This window comes from Chryseobacterium sp. D764, assembly GCF_019317325.1.
GTDB lineage: Bacteria > Bacteroidota > Bacteroidia > Flavobacteriales > Weeksellaceae > Chryseobacterium.
Genome location: NZ_CP079219.1, coordinates 4,106,136 through 4,123,396, shown reverse-complemented (window position 1 = coordinate 4,123,396; position 17,261 = coordinate 4,106,136). Strand labels below are relative to the sequence as shown.

Genomic DNA, 17,261 nt, shown 5'->3' with positions numbered 1-17,261 from the left:
CAGGTTATTCATTTTTTCCATTCTTCCAGCAGTCCGATAATTGTCTTGGTCTGGTTCTGCTTTACCAGTTCATAACAAAAATTGGAGAGCTTTTAACATTAAAAATTGATTTCTCAACAGCTGAAAGAATGGGGATCAGCAGTTTTCTGAAAGCTATATTTCGATTGGTAATCAGGTTGATAAGTTTTAAAAACTTTTCTGTAAGTATCTTTACTATTGTCCATTCAAAACTGACCTTTTTACCGATTGATATTTCTAATCTCTGTTTCTTAAAATCATCCGAAACTGTATTGTTTAATAAGGCTTCAAAAGCCGTACCAGAGAGTGTTTCGTATTTATTAAACAGTCCCAAAGAGAGGAATAAATAATGCATCTGCAGAGAAGATGAATTCAGCTTCATCCAAACATCCGGAAACGCTATTCCTTCCTTGGTATTATATTGATATACAGCACTTGATAAAATTTCATTGCTTTTCATTGAAAAAAAAGAATCTGAAAAACAAAGTCTCTTATATAAAATTTTAAACAGGCCATTATGATAAACACAACGATAAGAATTGAATAAATTGTTCAAAAAAGAGGTATTTTCAAGAAGGTGATTTTCAAAGAATTCGTCGACAAAATAAGCCGGTATTACAACATATCCGGATTTGTCATTGTACTCATTTCCCGCTTTGCAGCAAATCAAAGAAGCCAATACACAAATTGTATTGCGGCTCAGTTTTTTATTATTATATTTTTTTAAAAGAACAGCAACTTCTTTTTTACCTTTTGGTGTAAGCTTTTTAAGAAAAGGAGTAATTTCCTTTATTTTATAGTTTAATTTTTTTATCTCAAAAACACCATCAATAAGCATAAATTCATTCTTATCAGCTAAAATATAAAAAAATGACTGGCAGACAGTAAATTATCCCATTAAAGTGAATTTTTTAACAAAATATTAAGTTAATAAAACAACTGATACCATCACTTTGACAACATAAAAACAATTCCCTGTTTAAAGATATATTAATAAAAAAGTGTCTAAAGACTCTCTACTTTGATATTTACACATTGTTTAGTGTCTTAATTTTAGAATTTATAATACCTTGTGATGAAACCATTATATTGCACAGATACGTTAATTTTATTTAAAATATCAAAATCAGGATGGTAATTCATTAAATTTTATACACTTACAAAATAAAAAAAGACTGTCTCATGCTTTGAGACAGTCTTCATTTTTAAATTGATCTGTTGTAACTTCAGATTATTTAATAATTCTTCAGACACCAATGCAGAATCTTTGCAATGTTTTTGGCATCATCCACTCCTCTGTGGTGTGTACCTTCTAAAGTCATACCCAATTCACCCAAAGCCCTTTTCATCCCAACACTTTTCCTGATGATAGGATGAGTTTGTCCGAATAATGTTTTCACATTGATATGGTCATCACTCATAGGATAATCTGTATAGAACCTTCTTGCCTGGTTCTGAAGCATATTCAGATCGTAGTTTCCGTAGCTCGCCCATGTAAGTTCTTCTGAATCATATTCTGCTCTCAGAATATCGAATGCATCATCCAGCATGATTCCTTCATCATCCAGCATATTTTGGGTAAGAGTAGTAAGTTCCGTACAGAACGGACTTACTTTTGAGTATTGGGGCTTTATTAAAATCCCTTCATTTTTGGAGATCTTACCGGTCTTTGCATTCATGATGCATACCCCAATTTCGATGATCTCGCTTTCCTGACCTCTTGGCGGGTAGTTTTCCCAACATGTTGCTTCAAGGTCTACTATTAATATGTTTTCTGTTGTTTTCACTTGTTTAAAATTTAATTGTTAAAGGATGGAAGAGGGAAGTTTTACAGCATGTGATTTACTTCCAGCTCCCAGCTTCAGTCATCCATCCTAATTATTTACAGAATCTTACTTAAAATTCTGGCTGTATTGTAAGCATCATCTGCTCCACTGTGATGGGTGCCTTCAAAGTCCATATTCAGATAGCTCAAGGCTTTTAAAGCCCTATTTGTTTGTGCAGTCTGAAATGTCTTCTGAATTCATGCATCACATTCATATAGTTTTCTGAAAAAGGGTTTGTTATTCCAAGCCAGTCACACTGTTCTATGATCTGTTCTCCATCAAAGTTTCCGTATCCTGCCCATGTAAGTGGCGCAGAACGGTATTGATCTCTGATCATTTCGCAGGCTTCTTCAAAATAAATTCCTTTTTCTTCTATCAATTGAGGAGTAATTCCGGTCAGTTTTGTACAGAATCTGTTGATTTCTGATCTTTCAGGAATTACATAAATGCTTTGTTTTTGGGAAATTGCTTTTGATGTTAAGTTTAATTTGCAAATCCCTATTTCTATAATATCGACTTTCTGCCCGATGGGAATTCTGTCGTTTTCCCAGCACGTAGCTTCCAGATCAATAATTATGATCTCATTGGTTGTTTTCATGTTATTGTAAAATGTACAATGCAAAAAGTAAAATGTATGATGAAGGCTGTTCAATACGCAATGAAATATTATTTTCATTTTTCCTTCCATCAAATCATTACTTATTACTTGTAATTAATTTCTTGGAGCAAATGGTGGTGTCCACTTTTTCCTTTTCATCAATTCTTTGACTTCTTCGTAGGAAACCGGGTAAAAATCGTGGCAGTCTACTCCTACGTCAAAGCTGAGTGCCATCTCATCATCCGGCAATGTCCCGTGTGAATGGCCGTATAACTGCCAGACACCGCGGTGTGAGCCATTCCAGGTACGCATAGCATAGTGGAAAAGAATAATTTTCTGTTTTCCGTTGCTGTTATCTGCTTCATCAATTTTCAGTTCGTGATAATCTCTGATGGAAGCAAACCGCTTGGGATATGTGAGAGCAGCACCTTCGTGATTACCTTTGATGAGATGGATATTACCATTCAATCTATCTAAAATCTCTTTTGTAAAATCTGGTTTCCCAAGGCTCATATCTCCTAAATGGTAGACTGTATCACCGGGTTGAATTTTTTTGTTCCATCTTTTAATGAGTTCTTCATTCATATGATCCAGAGATTCAAAAGGTCTTTCTGAAAATTTTATAATATTTTCATGACCAAAATGATGGTCAGCTGTAAAAAATATATTGGGTTTCATTTTTTTTTAATTGTTTTTAACTACAACATTCCCACTGTCATTCCAAATACAGTCTGAGAGTCTGTGGAAAAGTGGATAATCTATCTTCATTTTGAAAGAGATTCTTCCTTCGTCAGAATGGCAATTACACGTATATGCAATCTGTGGATTTTATAGTTTTTGTTTAATAAATATTTTTAATTAATTCTTACGAAATGCTTTATAAAAAGCAGTTTCAATTTCTTCCTGATCACGCTCCGTATATCTTCTTGAAAAGTGAATCGGGGCTGCATCTTTCACCTGGCATTCATTCATTATTTTTCCTGATGCAGAAGCAAAACTATGGTAATTGATCTTTGCAAATTCCTGATCTGTATCTTTATAAAAGCTTTCAATATACACGAGATCTGCTCCTCCAAATACAGTTCTTATTTTTTCGTAATTGTTTTCTTCTGCCGCATGATCCATGATGACACCAAGCTTGTATCCGGTATTTCGGGTTAACAAATGAAAGAGATCTGCTGCGTTATAAACAGTTCCTTCAATTTCAATTTCTTTGTCTCCATCATTATTTTCAAAAGCGGTCTTCAACTCGCTGATCCACTTTCCCTTTCTAAAGCCGGAAATATTTTCATTAAAGCTTACCGAATCTTTTTCTTTAAACAGATAAGCGATGGAATCTGTTTTGTGATCCAGAATAGCAAAATCAACGTTTACATATTCGTCTTCAAAAAGGAAATCTTGGGTATTAATTAGTTCCACATTCCAATGTGGCGGATGAAGGGCGTAGATATTAATTTCATCTTTTGAAACAATCTCACGAATTTCATATGCAATTGCCTTTTCATCGATCAAATTCCAGGTGTAAGATTTTAACCTTGCTTCAACCTGCTGATGAATATTTTTTGGTCCACTGATCACCACTTTTTCTCCACTTCCGATCTGATACCTGAAAATTCCATCGAAATTTGAAAAATGATCAATATGGGTATGACTGATGAAGATGGCTGATGTAGACTGTACCTCTTTCACAGTCAATAAACTCGCTTCTCCACAATCACACAAATAGTACTTTCCTGAGTTAGGGACTTTGATCAATATACTGATGTCTTCTTTTAAAAGACTTTTTATTTCTGCCTGTAACATAGTTTTTTCTTTTTTTGAACCATAAAAAATATCCATAACGCCTGTCATTCTGAAAGAATCTAACCTCTATTTTTATCTATCGAGATTCCTATCGGAATGACAAACTAGCTGCTTAGTAAAAATCAAAGATTTTTGATACTTATCTTATTTTGATGGTTAAGTTTACACATAAAAAAGTTTCGGTAAAAAATTACCGAAACTACACTTTAAGAGTCATCAACTCTTCTTTTATAAAATCAATTGCTAAAGAATTCAATTTTTTATTGATCCTTTTCTGCTCGTCTTTTTCAATAGCTGTGAAAGCTGCCGGAAAGTCTTTTTGGAAATCCTCTAAAATATCCTGTGAAAAAAGACCAATTACCTTTCCTATCATTTTAGGTTGGAATTCGCCGATTTTGCTTACCACATTATTTAATCTGTTGGCTGTAGCATATTTTTGGATTTCTTCCCAGATCTCCTGAGCTTTATCACTGAAATGAACCTGTTTCTGAACAGTTTTACCTTCTTTTTTAACCATTTTGGACTTTTCGACCCACTTTTCATTCTTATTTTTCAGAATAATTCTTGCACCGTTTCCAAAGTATTTGGTTTTCAAAGTTTTTACAATGGTACCTTCACACATATTGTTCTCCAATTCAGGAAGTCCCAGCCAAGCTGGAATTTTTGAATTGAAAACATTGGGGAATTTCAAAGCGTCCTCAAGAGTTCCCTGGAACAAGATTTTAGCATAGAAAAATCCTGTCTCCTCAAAAATCTGATTGACAACGTCTGTATCCAAATAGGTAATTCCATTCAACTTGATATCGAAAGCGTAAAATTCGTTGTGAGGGGCATATTCAATACCTTTCTGTACCTTCACAGTATCTTTTACGGGTTCCACTTCATTATGTTTGTAGCCGCCACCGAACAATTCACCGTAGATCACTACAGTTTCTACATCCGGGTAAATCGTTTTCACTTTTTGAAACACTTCTATTACATTTTTTTTATAGCGTTCCAACATCTGATGTGCATTGAAAAATTTCTCATCTTTTTCGATGAAAGCAGTTCTCTTCGCAATTTTAATTTCCTTTCCATCGGTAAAGAAAGAGAAATTAGCTCCGTGAACTTTTTCCTGTACTATGAAAACCTCATCCCCAAAACCCTGCATTCTGATCTGTTCGATCACGCGGGCCTGGTAAGCATTTTCTATAGAGTTATATGTTTTGAAAATCATTTTGTTTTAGTTTTTAATCGTTTCTGATTCGTTTTTTTTCATCTGGGTAATATGCCTTTGGGCATGAAGTGACAGAAAATAAATATATTCATATACATTAATTTTCCCCAGTTCATTCACCGTCATTGTTGTTTTATACAAGAAACCTTCACCATTTTCCATTACTTCCAGATATTGTAAACACTGAAGATATTGCTGAGTAATCAGACTTCTGATTTCATCCAGATTCATTTCTCCTTTCGGTTCCATATGTTCCGGTCTTATCCATTCAAAAGCGCCATGTTCGCCTACCGTGTCAAAGTTTTCCTTATTGAAACTGTAGTTTTTAATTTCAGATTCAAGGTCAAGATTCAAAGAATTTTTCATTGCTTTCTTGAAACCTTTTTCAATAAGGATTAACAAGTAAAAATTCGTAAGATAAATATGTTCTAAAATCTGTTGAATCGTCCAACCTCCGTTTGAAGGTTGATAATTCAACGTTTTTTTATCTTTTTTAAACCATCTGTCCACGTCATCAAATGTGAGTTTCAGATGAGTTTTTATATCTTGAATAAATCTAAAAATGTCCATTACAGTTTTTTAAAGTTTTTTAAAAGGCTAAGAATATTTTCCTTTCCTACAGGATTCATAGAATGACAATAGAATTTTGGAAGATCAAGATAATTATCCATACAATATTCTATCAGCCATTTGGCGCAGTCATATCCTGTTTTTTCGACAAATTCCTGAGAATTCGGCTCCAAATAGTGTTCATCTGCCAAGTCATGGTCAAAAGAAATCATTTCCGGAAGTCCTTTTTCCAAAATCCTGTTGACAAACTGTTCGTAATTCCGAACGATATGCCAGTCACTTCTGATGAAAATCTCCTGTTTGGTATAATGATATGCCTCAACCGGATATCTTATATCATCCAGAAATAATAATCTTTTTGTCATTTCCATTGTTTCGTTAATTTATTAGAAGCTTGATACTTAAATATTATAATGCTAAAAACTTCCAGCTTCTGACTTCTTATCTGTTTAAACCATCATATCAGCACAATTGGAACTTGCGAAGGCAAAAGGTTTCGCTTTAAACACATATCCCATTCCCAGAATGTATCCCATTGCATCTTTTAATGCGACATTGGATTTAAAATCGGGGTCGGTATTAATGTCTGCGTGTACCTCCATTTCCACACCATAAGTATCCAACACAGAACAGATCGCGTATGCAATTTCAACGGATTTGTTGACCTCATTCAGCATTCGCTCCTTGATACTGATATTCTGTATTTCTCTTTCTTTTCTGATAAAGGTAAACGCTCCTTTTCCTTCACGAATAAATACTACTGCCGTAGCATAACTGATGGCATCTCCGTACACATGAGAGTCTGATCCTACACATACTTTCAGACGGTGTCCGTTTGCCTGTTCGCGGATGATGGCTTCTTCTACCAGCTGTGTGATAGAGTTGTGGAAAAATTTTCCGTTCATATTCTGCCATGTTTGTTGTTGCGTTTCCATTTTTTCTACATGTTTTAATTCATAAATGATTGTTGATAATTGATAAATGATCACTAGCTGTCATAATTTCTAACTTCTAGTTTCTAATTTCTATTTTTTGCACTCCGAACCGGACTCGAACCGATACCATCAGTTTTGGAGACTGAGATGCTGCCATTACACTATCAGAGTAAACGTTGTTAATTCATCAGGACTCGAACCTAAACTCCAAGAATCAAAATCTTGTGTGCTGCCTATTACACTATGAATCAGTATTTAAATTAATGAGTAATAAGTAATTGGTAATGAGTAATGCCAGAAACTAGTCAGGTATCAATGATTACTCATTGCTCATTACTTATCATTCATGTTTTTGTGGAACAGACAGGAATTGAACCTGTACCTCTAGTTTTTCAGACTAACGTGCAGACCTTCTACACCACTCTTCCGGATTACAATAAGTGATGAGTAATTGGTAATCAGTAATTTTCACCCGGTATCATTGCTTATTATTTTTTGGTACGGGAAGAGGGATTCGAACCCCCAAAAGCTTGATCCTAAGTCAAGAGTGTCTGCCATTCCACCATTCCCGCGGCATTTATATATAATGAGTAATTTTTGTACAGCTTATTACTTATTGCTCACTATTCATTGCTTATCATATTGTGTTTAGGTTTGAGAAAGCTCTGTCTGTTTATAAATTATGCCTGCTAGTATTTGTAAAGATCTTCTGCGCCTGACAAACCTTTCTCATTTCCTAATGTATTTTGTTTTTTTTAAAAGTAAAAGGCTGTCTATTTTTATTGACTAAAGATCTTCTGCTCTTGACAGACCTTTTCTCTTTTCTTCATTTTTTTTGTGAATGGTAACTGGCCAATTTTTAAAAAAATCTGAACTTTCATGGTATTATATCGATTCAATATTGACCAGCTATTCACATCCAGTACTCTATAAGGGAATCGAACCCTTATTTTCTGCTCGAAAGGCAGGCGTCCTCACCGTTAGACGAATAGAGCTTAACCCCACTGACCAGGAATCGAACCTAAACAACAAGAGTACATTTCCTGCATGCTGCCATTACATTATCAGTGGCTGGTAGAAGTAGTAGGATTCGAACCTACTCAGCAATGAAGCAACAGATTTACAGTCTGCCCCGACTCTCCAACTTCGGCGTACTTCCTGATTTCATGAGTAATTAATTCTATGTGGAGTAAATAAAGTTTGTCATTATTTTTTTGTTTGATATAAGATCGTCTATGCTCGACAAACTTTTATTTTTTCTCCTGAACTAATCTCATTTTAGTTTATTGAGATGGTTATGGGATTCAAACCCACTCAGTTTACACAACGGTTTTGCAGACCGCCCCGACTCTTCCACTTCGGCGAACCATCAGATTAAAAAATAAAGTCTGTCTTAATTTGTTTGATATAAGAACTTCTGCGCTCGACAAACTTTATTTTTACCTAAAAATTTATAAATGATATCTTCAATTCTAACTGTCTTTGGAGAGATCAGAAAAAGTTTGTCAGTATTTTCTGTGTTTGGCGTAAAGATCTTCTGCTCTCGACAAACTTTTACTTTTTCTCCTGAAACAATTAACAATTAGTTACCTGCGATTTTGGAAAGATTCGAACTTTCAACTTCCGGTTTAACAGGCCGGTGCTCTACCATTGAGCTACAAAATCATTGTAATTCCGGAAGGACTCGAACCTTCAACCTTCGGTGTATCAGACCGATACTCTAACCACTTGAGCTACGAAATCATTTGTATTCCATAAGGGGATCGAACCCTTGTCGTTCGGTAGAAAGCCGAATGCACTTACCACTATGCTAATGGAACAAATTGTCTGGAAAGCAAGATTCGAACTTGCGACCTCCCGCGTCCAAGACGGGTAAACAACCACCGTTATCTTTCCAGTTTTGCAGATTCACTTTAAAATTCTTTTCCGAGAGACAGTCGGAACCGAAATCTTTTATGAATCTTTGCGGTCTATGCGAGAATCGAACTCGCAGTGCCCAAGAGACAGTCGGGCAGGTTAGCCATTACCTCAATAGACCTTTTTGTGATTCCGAGAGGATTGTTCATGAATTTCATACTTTACTTTATAGCATTCACGAATACTTTGTATTTCGAACCTCTAACCCTGGGTTTAGAAAACCCATGCTCTATCCGGTTGAGCTACGGAACCTTTATAGTAATCCCAGAAAGATTTGAACTTTCAACCCCCGGTTTAAAAGACCGGTGCTCTAACCATTTGAGCTATGAGATTGTTTTAATTTTGTGAATAGTCAATTTTCAATTCGCTTCGCTTGTCAATTTTTAATTTCACAAATCACATTTTTGTAATCCCAGAAGGAATCGAACCTTCAACCTTCGACGTATCAGGTCGATGCTCTAACCATTTGAGCCATGGGATTTTATATTTTGGGTATCTCCGGGGATCGAACCCTGTTCTCCGGTTCCACAGACCGGCGCTTTACCAAATAAGCTAAAGAAACCATAAAAAAAAGCGCCTCTTTTCGGGAGGCGCTTCATATATTTTAACGTAAGAGATCATTAGCTGACCCACGTATATAAGCACCTTTTATCCACAATTCCACTTTCAAGAATACATGCAACACCTGCCGGATCCTGTCCGAATAGTCTTGAATATTGATTGAATATGTTGTGTAACTGTTTCATTTTATTTTGTTTGTTTTAAATTATTTTTAATTGAATCCTGAAAACCTGTTGCTTTCAATTTTCGGTTGCAAAGTAAATATGATTTTTTGGAATCTGCAAATAAATTTTTGATTTAAATTATTGATAATCAATTGATTATACTTAATTTTCAGAATAGAGAATTTCTGTCCGCAATATTTTGCAGATATCTTAATTACCTAAATGACTGTCTCTCACCGGGTTGCTTATCACTCTATTTTATCGTATTAAAGTTTCATTGTTTATTAAAAATTTTTCATGTTTATAGTTATTTTTTTTCATTCTAAATAATTTCTGACCTAAAAAACAAAAAACGCCTCGGTTTTCCGAGGCGTTTCTGTTGTATTTTGATTAATTTTTTACAAGTTTACAGTAAATAATTTCCAAAGTCAGCACATTTCGCCTCATTCCATATCATCTCATCATACCCGAATAACCCTTTTATAGAAGGACTTTCGCATAGTTCTGCATTGATATGTGCTCTTTGTATTGTCATAATTTTCTGGGGCAAAGATAAATCTTTTTTGGTATTATTTTGTAATTGTCACAAGGATGGGGAATAAAACCAGGGGTTGATATCTATTTAACCGCAAAGTTTTTATTCCTTTAAATGATTATTTTAAAGGAACTAGGAGAGATCAATTAAAATTGATTTGATGAAGCGACTTCTATATCTTTTCTTTAATTTCTAAACATTTTATTTCTTCCTGTCTTGAATCTTGAAATATCTTTCAGAATCACTTCATCATCGGGATTAAAGTATTTCAGTTCATTGACAATTTCTGAACGCGTGGCTACTTTCTCTGCAATTATTTCATAGGCTATGTTTCTGGTTGCTGTATGCAATTTGGGATCTTTTTTGAATTCATATTTCAGAGCCTCCAGATAAGTGATCTTTTTGTGAGCCGGAGTTTTCTGATATAAATGCTGAATTTCAGATTCCAATTTTTTAACATCAAAAATATTGGCAAAGTAGTTATTCAAACAATTGAATGCATCTTTATCTTCTTCCCAACCTTTCAGCAGTACTTTTTGTGCTTCTTCCGTTTTCTCCATTTTTTTGCGGTATACCAAAGAAGCTTTCACCATTTGATTATTGACGGTATAGTCATCTGCAACCATCTGATAATAGTTGTGGGCATTTTTAAGATCATTGATCTCTTTATAGAGATCGCCTACTTTTTCTTTCTGCTCCATTTCTTTATAGAGGTCAATGGCTTTTTTGTATTGCTTTGCTTTTTCATAGCAGGCTGCAGCATCGGATTTGTTGTTCAGCTTTTTAAGATAGACTACGGCTGCTTCATTGTAGAATCCACCATTTTCCAGTGTTTTTGCACCTCTGTAATTATCCTGCAGCAGATTCATATAGACTCTGGCTGCTTTTTTATAATCGTTTTCAGCAATATATTTTTCAGCGAGTTCTTCGTATTTGCTTCGTATTCTGTCAAAAAGTGAATTTTCCAGATAGAAACTGCTGCTTCCTCCACCTTTTCTTCCTGCTGAATTTCTGTTGTTTTGTTCTTTATCTTTTAAAGAAGTGATCACGAGAAGGATAATAACGGCTACAATTAAGAAAATAGCCAATGTTCCGACTACACTCCAAAAGCTTTCATGAAATAACTGGGCAACGATTCCGATGACCTTAAATATAGCCAGCAATAGGAATGCTGCCATAAATTTGTCTATAAATTTCTGTTTATTCATCATCATCGGATTTTAAAATGGTTTTATCATCTCTGAACAATCGATAAAGGAGAAGCATCACACAGATTACGAGAACCCATACAAACCAATTGTAGCCAAACATTTTTACTAATGGATAAAATAAGTACACCAGCATCACCACAAGGATTGCTATTAAAATAAATTTTACCCATACAGGCACATTATCACCACCAAGATTTAATGATTTATTTTTAAATAAAAACAAATACAAACCTACTCCTGCAATCATCAGGATCACCATATACATAATATCTGAAACCGGGGCTTTATTCTCCAATGGAGTTCCTTCCGTTCCCACTGCTTTCACTTTTGATTTGTCAATGGAAGCAGAAGAAGGGTCTACAATATCAAATGTACCGTAAAGTTTTCCCAAGGAATCAGCCATCAAAGCTTTTCTCTTTTTCAGAAGGAATTTTACGACTTCTCCGTTTACAGGTTTTCCTTTGGTATACTGTTTTAGAGAATCTGAAATTTTACGTTTCAGTTTTTCTGTATTTTGTTCAAGATGTTTTGTAATCTTTTGGGTATAAATGGTTTTAAGAGAATCTCTGCTTTGTTTTTCTTTATTCACAAGCTTTCCAATGTCTCTTCCTATTTCACTGACCTCTCTTCCGCCAGCTTTTTTATAATTCTCCTTGTCTTCTTTTGTTTTGGATTCTATGATCCCGGCATGAATAAGTTCTTTGGACAATTCTTTTCTCTCCTGATGATATATAGAATCTATCTTCAGATCAATTTCAGAAATTCCGGACTGGAAAGCAATCATATCAGAAGGTGCTTTTACAGCGTTGTTTGCAATTTTCCCGGAAGAGGCTGTATTTTCTTCCTGATCGGGATTATTTTTATCTGAAGGCAACGCAATCTTTAAGACGATAGCCACGATAATTACTGCCCAGAAAATTCTGCGTAAATTTCTTGTTCTTGCACTGTCGGTTTTACCTCCGGAACCTCCGCCAAATAATCCTTCCAGCCAGGTAAATTTGCCAAAGCCATCTCCTCTGGAAGTTCCCATAACATCCAGAGAAACGCCTAGATCTACTGCTCTTTCAGGATATTTTTCAATGTATTGTAAGTACTTTTCTATTTCTTTTTTATTCCCGGCCATTACTTTTTTAAGGTCAAACGGAAGGTTATTCATCCATTCTTCTTCGGTTTGCTTTGGCTGTAATGCTTCCATCACTTTTTCGTCATCAATTTCAACGGTATAGCTTTCTATTTTTTGAGGAATTGAAACTCCGTTCAGTGGTTTTCTGATGCTTTCGTCTATAATACCGGGCTGTTGAATTAATGAAATCCAGTCGATTTCCTCAGATAGTTTTACCAGGCCGAATTCGGGATGCATAATCAGAAAACGGGAATCAAGCTGCGCCCAGTCTTCCGGATTTATTTTGGGATAAAAAGTAGTATTTTCAGGAATGAAAAGCCTGTTATCTACACACTGAAAGTAAGCATTTCTGCCTATTTCCTGCGGAGCATTGTCAGTAAAAACAAGGAAACAACCATACAGTACATTGGGATTGTCTGCAGGAATTGCATAAGATCTTATCTGGTTTACATTAATTCCAAGCATTTCCATTTCCTGAAGCCATACCACAGGTGAAGAGCCTCTGATCAAAAGCCCCGTTTTGGGATAATTATTTTTCGGGAAAGGTTTTATTCTAAGCTCCATAATCCAAAATCTGTTCTATAAACGGTTTCAAAAACCTGTCGCACATATCGTCCATTGTTCTTACTTTCAACAGGGCATGTTCCGGAAGATAATATTCTGATCCGCCAAATTCAGTATAGGTTGCCAAAGAGAGGAATCCATGAGATGTGGAAGGAAGGAAAAATTCTTCAATACTCTTATTGCTGCTCCGGAAAGTCAGCATTCCCCGTGAATCTGTAATAATTTCGCTTCCGTCGGGGAATGTAAATTTATTTTTATTCTGCTCAGCAAAAATTTTAATCTCGTACTTATTTTTGGAAAAATCCAGTGTGTTTTCTGAAGCACTGTACAATTCATGTCCGGAAATAACCAGATTTTCATATTGATTGATTCCTATTTTGTTGAAATTATTGATAATCTTCAATCCGCTTCCCTTCAGTTTGGCAACTTCCGCTTCGGCCTTTATATTATTTTTTTCAAATTCTTTATCTTTTCCGGTAATAGGTTCCACAGAAATATTTCCATCTCTGTTTATTTTATAGTGGGTAGAATTGTCCGGGTGATGCAGATAAAAACTCCGCCCAAAATAAATCAGTTTGTAGGACTCCGGAATATTCATTCCTGTAAGATTCTGCTCAGAATATTCTCTTGTATTCAGATTAAGCTTTGATATTAATTTTTGATCAGACTGATACTGGCACAGAATAAAGTGCTGCTGTTTGTCTTTTGCAAGGGCAAACTGTCCTTTTGGTTTTATGGAAATATTATCAAACAACACTTCACAGCCATGATGTGTTTTATAGTAATCATAGGAATGTTTGTCGTAATAATTATCAGAAAGATAAGTCTTCAATAATTGCTTTTTTGAACTCAAAATAAAAAATTCTCCTTCATATAAAAACTTAGCGATCTTATTAACAGGGGTTGGGAATAAAATCGGATAATTTTGTGGAAGATCGGTTTTCTTTCCATTGAAGTTCTGAACAGACCGTTTTTGCTGTGGCGGATTGGCCCATAGTTCCTGCAATGGAAGTTTTATTTTCTGAATATGTTTTCTGGCTCCTTTATGATGTTTATAAAAATTAATTTCCCCATCTGATGTTGTAGTCACCAGAAACTTTAGTCTGTCTCTATTCTGAAGAACTACTCGCTGAACTTTTTCATCCTCCATATTCTCCTGATGGGTAATGAAGAAAACTTCAATATCTTTTTCAGTATGTTCCTGGTTAAAAAAACTTTCCAATGCTTCTGACACTTCCAAAACCGGACTTACCTGATTGAGGTTTTCCACCACTTCTTCCACTTTGTTAAGCGCAATCGGAACTCCTGACTGTCCTAAAGCAAAAACTTTACATTCAGAATGGGCTTTCGGATGTTTGATAACAGCAATTGCAGAGGCAAAAGCCAAAACTTTTGGAGTTCCCCAGTTTCTGAGGGAAGTATCTATCAGGATAATTCTTTCAAAAATATTTTCTTCAGGCGGAATCTCTCTTTGAATGTAAAGAGCTTCATTATTGGCTACCCGATTCATGAATATATCATCTTCATTGGCAAACTCAGAAAGAAGCATCCTGTGAAAATCACCTTTGTTGGTCATATCAGAAATTCCTCCGATAGGCTGTTCTCCGGGAGAAAGGTGGCGCATCGGAATTTTCAGACCACTCCATATTCTTTTGATGAGACTTCCTACCTGAAATGTCTTTGGTTCTTCAATTAATTCTTTGATAAAATCTTTATCAGTATCCGTCGTTGTTTCTTCTTTTATGACCTCATCATCCAGTTCAGGTTCTTCAACCAGTCCCTTCATCGCATCAATGATGGATTGTACTGTAGGAAACTTTTCGTTCAGATTCAATGCGCTTAAATCTTTGTTTAAAACAGAGGGACCAGCATGTTGTTTTTCTGCACTGGAAACAAGCTCATGCGGCCGCTTATAATAGATTCTTATATTTGCTTCAGCATTTACTGAAGATATTCTGTTGTGGCCATTGCTGAATAAAGTCTGCAGCAATACAATTCTGTTTTGCTTCTGCTTATAAACATTAGGAAGTGATTGTATTTTTTCAAGAAATTGAATTTCTTTTTCTGCATTGAAATCAAAATTTCCAATGCTGTAAAACTCAGCGGTGCGTCTCAAAGGGCCGGCAAAATCAATATAACCATCCTGCATCGCATATAAAACCATAAGCAGGGCTCCAAACGGAGGCCATCCCTGTGGTTGAAGTTCTTTGAGAATCTCCATCACATAGGGCCTGTACGCTATCGCTCCCACTCCCGGTACCGAGAGGAGATTGTTGTCATGATACCCGGAATCACCAGGAACATCTTCATCAGTTTTCCATTCCCAAAAGTAATTTTCGTAGGACTGGAAATAGGCCTTTAATTCCATTCTTTTGATTTTTCTGTAAGACGGAATGAGCTTACGGACAATGGGCGGAAATCTATTTCTTTTATTAAAAGGTAATTTCCATTTTCATCCCAAAGTAACCATCCTTCCAGATCTTTATTATATTTCTGCTGTAAAAGTGTGCTTAGGTTTTTAAATTCAAAATCCAACCCGGCCGGCAATAAATGCCTGTCTTTTGTCCAATATGTTTTTCCGGGAAAGCTTAATAATGGAATCCCTATAAACAGGGCTTTATCTCCTAAAATAGTCCATTTTATTTTTTCTAGTTTAAACCTAGGTAATGCAGCGATACTTTCTTTAATATCAGTAATATTACTCAGTAAAGCAATCACCGGCTGCTCTTCATTGCTTTCTTTTACTCTTACCTGAACCTGTTCATGAATTCCAAAATAGTTTTGATTGGAAGGCGGAAAAGTAAGCTGCAATGCCTTGTCTATAGGTATCCAAAGCAATGCTGTCCTCATTTTTTTACTTGGAACCAAAGCCTCTTTCCTGAATAAAAGACCCTCCCGAAGTTCATACAGGATAAAGTCCGGTAACTGTTGTATTTCCGGAGCTTCTACCTGTTCGTCAGTAAAGCCTTTCAGCCAGATTGTTTCTTCATCCACTGCGATCTGAACATTTTTCCAGTCTCTGATAGAGCCCAGAAAGTCTTCATCAGCACGGGGAAGTTCTGCCCAGAATTCTTTTAAACGCTTTGAAGGATTTTCTGCCATAAGCTTTCAATTTCTTGCTGGATATACTGTTTCTGTTCCGGATTTCTGATCCAGTCGCAACGGGTCTGCAGATATCTCAGTTTATCTTTTATTACATTCTGTTCTTCAAAGCTCAGCATTCCGCCATTCCATTTTTCTACAAGAATTGTCACATCTTTCATGACTTCCTCAGGATTGGGTGTTTTGTTGTGCATAGCCTGTGGATGGGAATCTGGGTGCTCGTCTTTTTCTATGGTTCTGTTGATAATTCCTTCCAGAATTTCAATCTGTTCTTCTGTATCCCAGATATGCTTCAACACCCAAAGGTCAGAAAGCACCGCTTCTTTTCTTCCGCAGATCAGGGCACTTGCGGCAATCAGGTTCTGAAGCTTTACGGCTCTACGGTCTGAAATAGCAATTCCTGTATTTCTAAGACTCATAATGGTATTCAGATATACTTCATAAATGGGTTTAAGGTCTATTGTCCGGCATAGGCTCTGGAGCTGCCTGATCTCATCGGCATAAATCTCGGGAACTTCAGTTTCTTCTTGGTTTTCCAGTTTTCTTCCGGCTAAAAGTACCTGTTGTAATAGTTCAGGATTTACATAATCTACATTAATTCTTACCAGAAAACGGTCAAATAATGCATTCAATGCTTCATCTTCCGGAAGAACGTTACTTGCTCCTACAAACATCAGTGCAGGTAAGTGTTTTGTTTCTTTTCCTCTTTTAAAAATCTTCTCGTTAAGTGCCATCAAAAGGGAATTCAGAATAGCAGAGTTCGCATTAAAAATCTCATCCAGGAAGACCATGGAAGCTTCTGGCATCATTCCTTCTGTATTGGTTAGAAGTTCTCCTTCTTTCAGTTTTCTGATATCAAAAGGGCCGAAGATTTCGTTTGGTTCTGTAAAGCGGGTTAATAAATATTCAAAGTTTTTCCCGTCTTTCACTGTTTTTGCCAATGTTCTGACAATAGCTGATTTTGCTGTTCCCGGAGGACCGTACAAAAAGGCATTTTCTCTTGCCAAAAGGCATATTCCCAACAGATCTACGACATCATTTTTGCCTACAAAAGTTTCTTTTACGTAGTTAAGAACTGTATTGAGCTGATTTATATTCTGATTCATTGATTTAAAAAA

16 protein-coding genes and 16 tRNA genes are annotated in these 17,261 nt (G+C 35.8%); all 32 read right to left on the bottom strand.

The features are described 5' to 3' along the window. Nucleotides 1–61: 61 nt before the first annotated feature. Nucleotides 62–478, bottom strand: a complete 417-nt coding sequence (locus tag KYG33_RS18865) for a hypothetical protein (RefSeq protein WP_219072233.1) — start codon at nucleotides 476–478, stop codon at nucleotides 62–64. A gap of 775 nt (nucleotides 479–1,253) precedes the next feature. Continuing rightward, nucleotides 1,254–1,805, bottom strand: coding sequence for a 3'-5' exonuclease (locus KYG33_RS18860; protein WP_219072232.1), 552 nt, complete (start codon nucleotides 1,803–1,805; stop codon nucleotides 1,254–1,256). 193 nt (nucleotides 1,806–1,998) lie between these two features. Further along, on the bottom strand, nucleotides 1,999–2,442 hold the full coding sequence (locus KYG33_RS18855; RefSeq protein WP_219072231.1) for a 3'-5' exonuclease: 444 nt from the start codon (nucleotides 2,440–2,442) through the stop codon (nucleotides 1,999–2,001). Nucleotides 2,443–2,556: 114 nt separating this feature from the next. Next, a complete protein-coding gene (locus KYG33_RS18850) occupies nucleotides 2,557–3,120 on the bottom strand; it encodes a metallophosphoesterase family protein (protein WP_077413922.1) in 564 nt (187 codons plus the stop codon). Between the two features lie 180 nt (nucleotides 3,121–3,300). Next, a complete protein-coding gene (locus KYG33_RS18845) occupies nucleotides 3,301–4,245 on the bottom strand; it encodes a peptidase (RefSeq protein ID WP_219072230.1) in 945 nt (314 codons plus the stop codon). A 199-nt stretch (nucleotides 4,246–4,444) separates the two neighbouring features. After that, nucleotides 4,445–5,461: an RNA ligase, Rnl2 family gene (locus KYG33_RS18840; protein WP_180565175.1), complete on the bottom strand. Its 1,017-nt coding sequence runs from the start codon at nucleotides 5,459–5,461 to the stop codon at nucleotides 4,445–4,447. Nucleotides 5,462–5,467: 6 nt separating this feature from the next. After that, nucleotides 5,468–6,031: a DinB family protein gene (locus KYG33_RS18835; RefSeq protein ID WP_219072229.1), complete on the bottom strand. Its 564-nt coding sequence runs from the start codon at nucleotides 6,029–6,031 to the stop codon at nucleotides 5,468–5,470. Then, the gene (locus KYG33_RS18830; protein ID WP_219072228.1) at nucleotides 6,031–6,402 is read right to left on the bottom strand and encodes a cyclic-phosphate processing receiver domain-containing protein; all 372 of its coding nucleotides are present in this window, start codon (nucleotides 6,400–6,402) and stop codon (nucleotides 6,031–6,033) included. Before KYG33_RS18830 ends, KYG33_RS18835 begins: the two co-directional genes overlap by 1 nt. A 78-nt stretch (nucleotides 6,403–6,480) precedes the next feature. Beyond that, nucleotides 6,481–6,966 (bottom strand): ribonuclease H-like YkuK family protein, encoded by a 486-nt coding sequence (locus KYG33_RS18825; protein ID WP_077413917.1) that lies wholly within the window; start codon nucleotides 6,964–6,966, stop codon nucleotides 6,481–6,483. Between the two features lie 100 nt (nucleotides 6,967–7,066). After that, nucleotides 7,067–7,137 (bottom strand) — tRNA-Trp (locus KYG33_RS18820). Nucleotides 7,138–7,145: 8 nt separating this feature from the next. Then, nucleotides 7,146–7,217: transfer RNA gene (locus KYG33_RS18815), tRNA-Gln, on the bottom strand. A 104-nt stretch (nucleotides 7,218–7,321) separates the two neighbouring features. Beyond that, nucleotides 7,322–7,394, bottom strand: a tRNA-Phe gene (locus tag KYG33_RS18810). Nucleotides 7,395–7,462: 68 nt separating this feature from the next. After that, nucleotides 7,463–7,538 (bottom strand) — tRNA-Leu (locus KYG33_RS18805). 351 nt (nucleotides 7,539–7,889) lie between these two features. Beyond that, nucleotides 7,890–7,961 (bottom strand) — tRNA-Glu (locus tag KYG33_RS18800). A gap of 77 nt (nucleotides 7,962–8,038) precedes the next feature. After that, nucleotides 8,039–8,125, bottom strand: a tRNA-Tyr gene (locus KYG33_RS18795). 130 nt (nucleotides 8,126–8,255) lie between these two features. Beyond that, nucleotides 8,256–8,337, bottom strand: a tRNA-Cys gene (locus tag KYG33_RS18790). A gap of 222 nt (nucleotides 8,338–8,559) precedes the next feature. Beyond that, nucleotides 8,560–8,631 (bottom strand) — tRNA-Asn (locus KYG33_RS18785). Nucleotides 8,632–8,635: 4 nt separating this feature from the next. Further along, nucleotides 8,636–8,709: transfer RNA gene (locus tag KYG33_RS18780), tRNA-Ile, on the bottom strand. Nucleotides 8,710–8,714: 5 nt separating this feature from the next. Further along, a tRNA-Glu gene (locus tag KYG33_RS18775) sits at nucleotides 8,715–8,786 on the bottom strand. A 6-nt stretch (nucleotides 8,787–8,792) separates the two neighbouring features. Beyond that, nucleotides 8,793–8,864: transfer RNA gene (locus KYG33_RS18770), tRNA-Pro, on the bottom strand. A 68-nt stretch (nucleotides 8,865–8,932) separates the two neighbouring features. Next, nucleotides 8,933–9,004: transfer RNA gene (locus tag KYG33_RS18765), tRNA-Asp, on the bottom strand. Between the two features lie 6 nt (nucleotides 9,005–9,010). After that, nucleotides 9,011–9,135 (bottom strand) — tRNA-Arg (locus KYG33_RS18760). A gap of 7 nt (nucleotides 9,136–9,142) precedes the next feature. Continuing rightward, nucleotides 9,143–9,216, bottom strand: a tRNA-Lys gene (locus tag KYG33_RS18755). A 74-nt stretch (nucleotides 9,217–9,290) separates the two neighbouring features. Further along, nucleotides 9,291–9,364 (bottom strand) — tRNA-Ile (locus KYG33_RS18750). 8 nt (nucleotides 9,365–9,372) lie between these two features. Beyond that, nucleotides 9,373–9,440 (bottom strand) — tRNA-His (locus tag KYG33_RS18745). Nucleotides 9,441–9,503: 63 nt separating this feature from the next. Beyond that, complete coding sequence (locus KYG33_RS22540) at nucleotides 9,504–9,629, bottom strand: hypothetical protein (protein WP_257468843.1); 126 nt, start codon at nucleotides 9,627–9,629, stop codon at nucleotides 9,504–9,506. Nucleotides 9,630–10,014: 385 nt separating this feature from the next. Next, nucleotides 10,015–10,143 carry a penicillin-binding protein gene (locus KYG33_RS18740; RefSeq protein ID WP_077413916.1) on the bottom strand — a complete coding sequence of 43 codons (129 nt, stop codon included), beginning with the start codon at nucleotides 10,141–10,143 and terminating at the stop codon, nucleotides 10,015–10,017. A gap of 185 nt (nucleotides 10,144–10,328) precedes the next feature. After that, nucleotides 10,329–11,351, bottom strand: a complete 1,023-nt coding sequence (locus tag KYG33_RS18735) for a soluble NSF attachment family protein (RefSeq protein WP_219072227.1) — start codon at nucleotides 11,349–11,351, stop codon at nucleotides 10,329–10,331. Next, the gene (locus KYG33_RS18730; protein WP_219072226.1) at nucleotides 11,344–13,041 is read right to left on the bottom strand and encodes a nicotinamide mononucleotide transporter family protein; all 1,698 of its coding nucleotides are present in this window, start codon (nucleotides 13,039–13,041) and stop codon (nucleotides 11,344–11,346) included. Before KYG33_RS18730 ends, KYG33_RS18735 begins: the two co-directional genes overlap by 8 nt. Then, on the bottom strand, nucleotides 13,031–15,409 hold the full coding sequence (locus tag KYG33_RS18725) for a hypothetical protein (protein ID WP_219072225.1): 2,379 nt from the start codon (nucleotides 15,407–15,409) through the stop codon (nucleotides 13,031–13,033). The genes KYG33_RS18730 and KYG33_RS18725 overlap by 11 nt, the downstream gene beginning before the upstream one ends. Further along, nucleotides 15,400–16,143 (bottom strand): hypothetical protein, encoded by a 744-nt coding sequence (locus KYG33_RS18720; protein ID WP_219072224.1) that lies wholly within the window; start codon nucleotides 16,141–16,143, stop codon nucleotides 15,400–15,402. The genes KYG33_RS18725 and KYG33_RS18720 overlap by 10 nt, the downstream gene beginning before the upstream one ends. Next, nucleotides 16,116–17,249, bottom strand: coding sequence for an AAA family ATPase (locus KYG33_RS18715; protein ID WP_180565170.1), 1,134 nt, complete (start codon nucleotides 17,247–17,249; stop codon nucleotides 16,116–16,118). Before KYG33_RS18715 ends, KYG33_RS18720 begins: the two co-directional genes overlap by 28 nt. Nucleotides 17,250–17,261: the final 12 nt, after the last annotated feature.

Bases quoted from the DNA above. Each gene is read 5' to 3' on its own strand.
- KYG33_RS18865 (WP_219072233.1), bottom strand. From the start codon at position 478: ATGAAAAGCAATGAAATTTTATCAAGTGCTGTATATCAATATAATACC.
- KYG33_RS18855 (WP_219072231.1), bottom strand. From the start codon at position 2,442: ATGAAAACAACCAATGAGATCATAATTATTGATCTGGAAGCTACGTGC.
- KYG33_RS18850 (WP_077413922.1), bottom strand. From the start codon at position 3,120: ATGAAACCCAATATATTTTTTACAGCTGACCATCATTTTGGTCATGAA.
- KYG33_RS18845 (WP_219072230.1), bottom strand. From the start codon at position 4,245: ATGTTACAGGCAGAAATAAAAAGTCTTTTAAAAGAAGACATCAGTATA.
- KYG33_RS18840 (WP_180565175.1), bottom strand. From the start codon at position 5,461: ATGATTTTCAAAACATATAACTCTATAGAAAATGCTTACCAGGCCCGC.
- KYG33_RS18835 (WP_219072229.1), bottom strand. From the start codon at position 6,031: ATGGACATTTTTAGATTTATTCAAGATATAAAAACTCATCTGAAACTC.
- KYG33_RS18830 (WP_219072228.1), bottom strand. From the start codon at position 6,402: ATGGAAATGACAAAAAGATTATTATTTCTGGATGATATAAGATATCCG.
- KYG33_RS18825 (WP_077413917.1), bottom strand. From the start codon at position 6,966: ATGGAAACGCAACAACAAACATGGCAGAATATGAACGGAAAATTTTTC.
- KYG33_RS22540 (WP_257468843.1), bottom strand. From the start codon at position 9,629: ATGAAACAGTTACACAACATATTCAATCAATATTCAAGACTATTCGGA.
- KYG33_RS18740 (WP_077413916.1), bottom strand. From the start codon at position 10,143: ATGACAATACAAAGAGCACATATCAATGCAGAACTATGCGAAAGTCCT.
- KYG33_RS18735 (WP_219072227.1), bottom strand. From the start codon at position 11,351: ATGAATAAACAGAAATTTATAGACAAATTTATGGCAGCATTCCTATTG.
- KYG33_RS18730 (WP_219072226.1), bottom strand. From the start codon at position 13,041: ATGGAGCTTAGAATAAAACCTTTCCCGAAAAATAATTATCCCAAAACG.
- KYG33_RS18725 (WP_219072225.1), bottom strand. From the start codon at position 15,409: ATGGAATTAAAGGCCTATTTCCAGTCCTACGAAAATTACTTTTGGGAA.
- KYG33_RS18720 (WP_219072224.1), bottom strand. From the start codon at position 16,143: ATGGCAGAAAATCCTTCAAAGCGTTTAAAAGAATTCTGGGCAGAACTT.
- KYG33_RS18715 (WP_180565170.1), bottom strand. From the start codon at position 17,249: ATGAATCAGAATATAAATCAGCTCAATACAGTTCTTAACTACGTAAAA.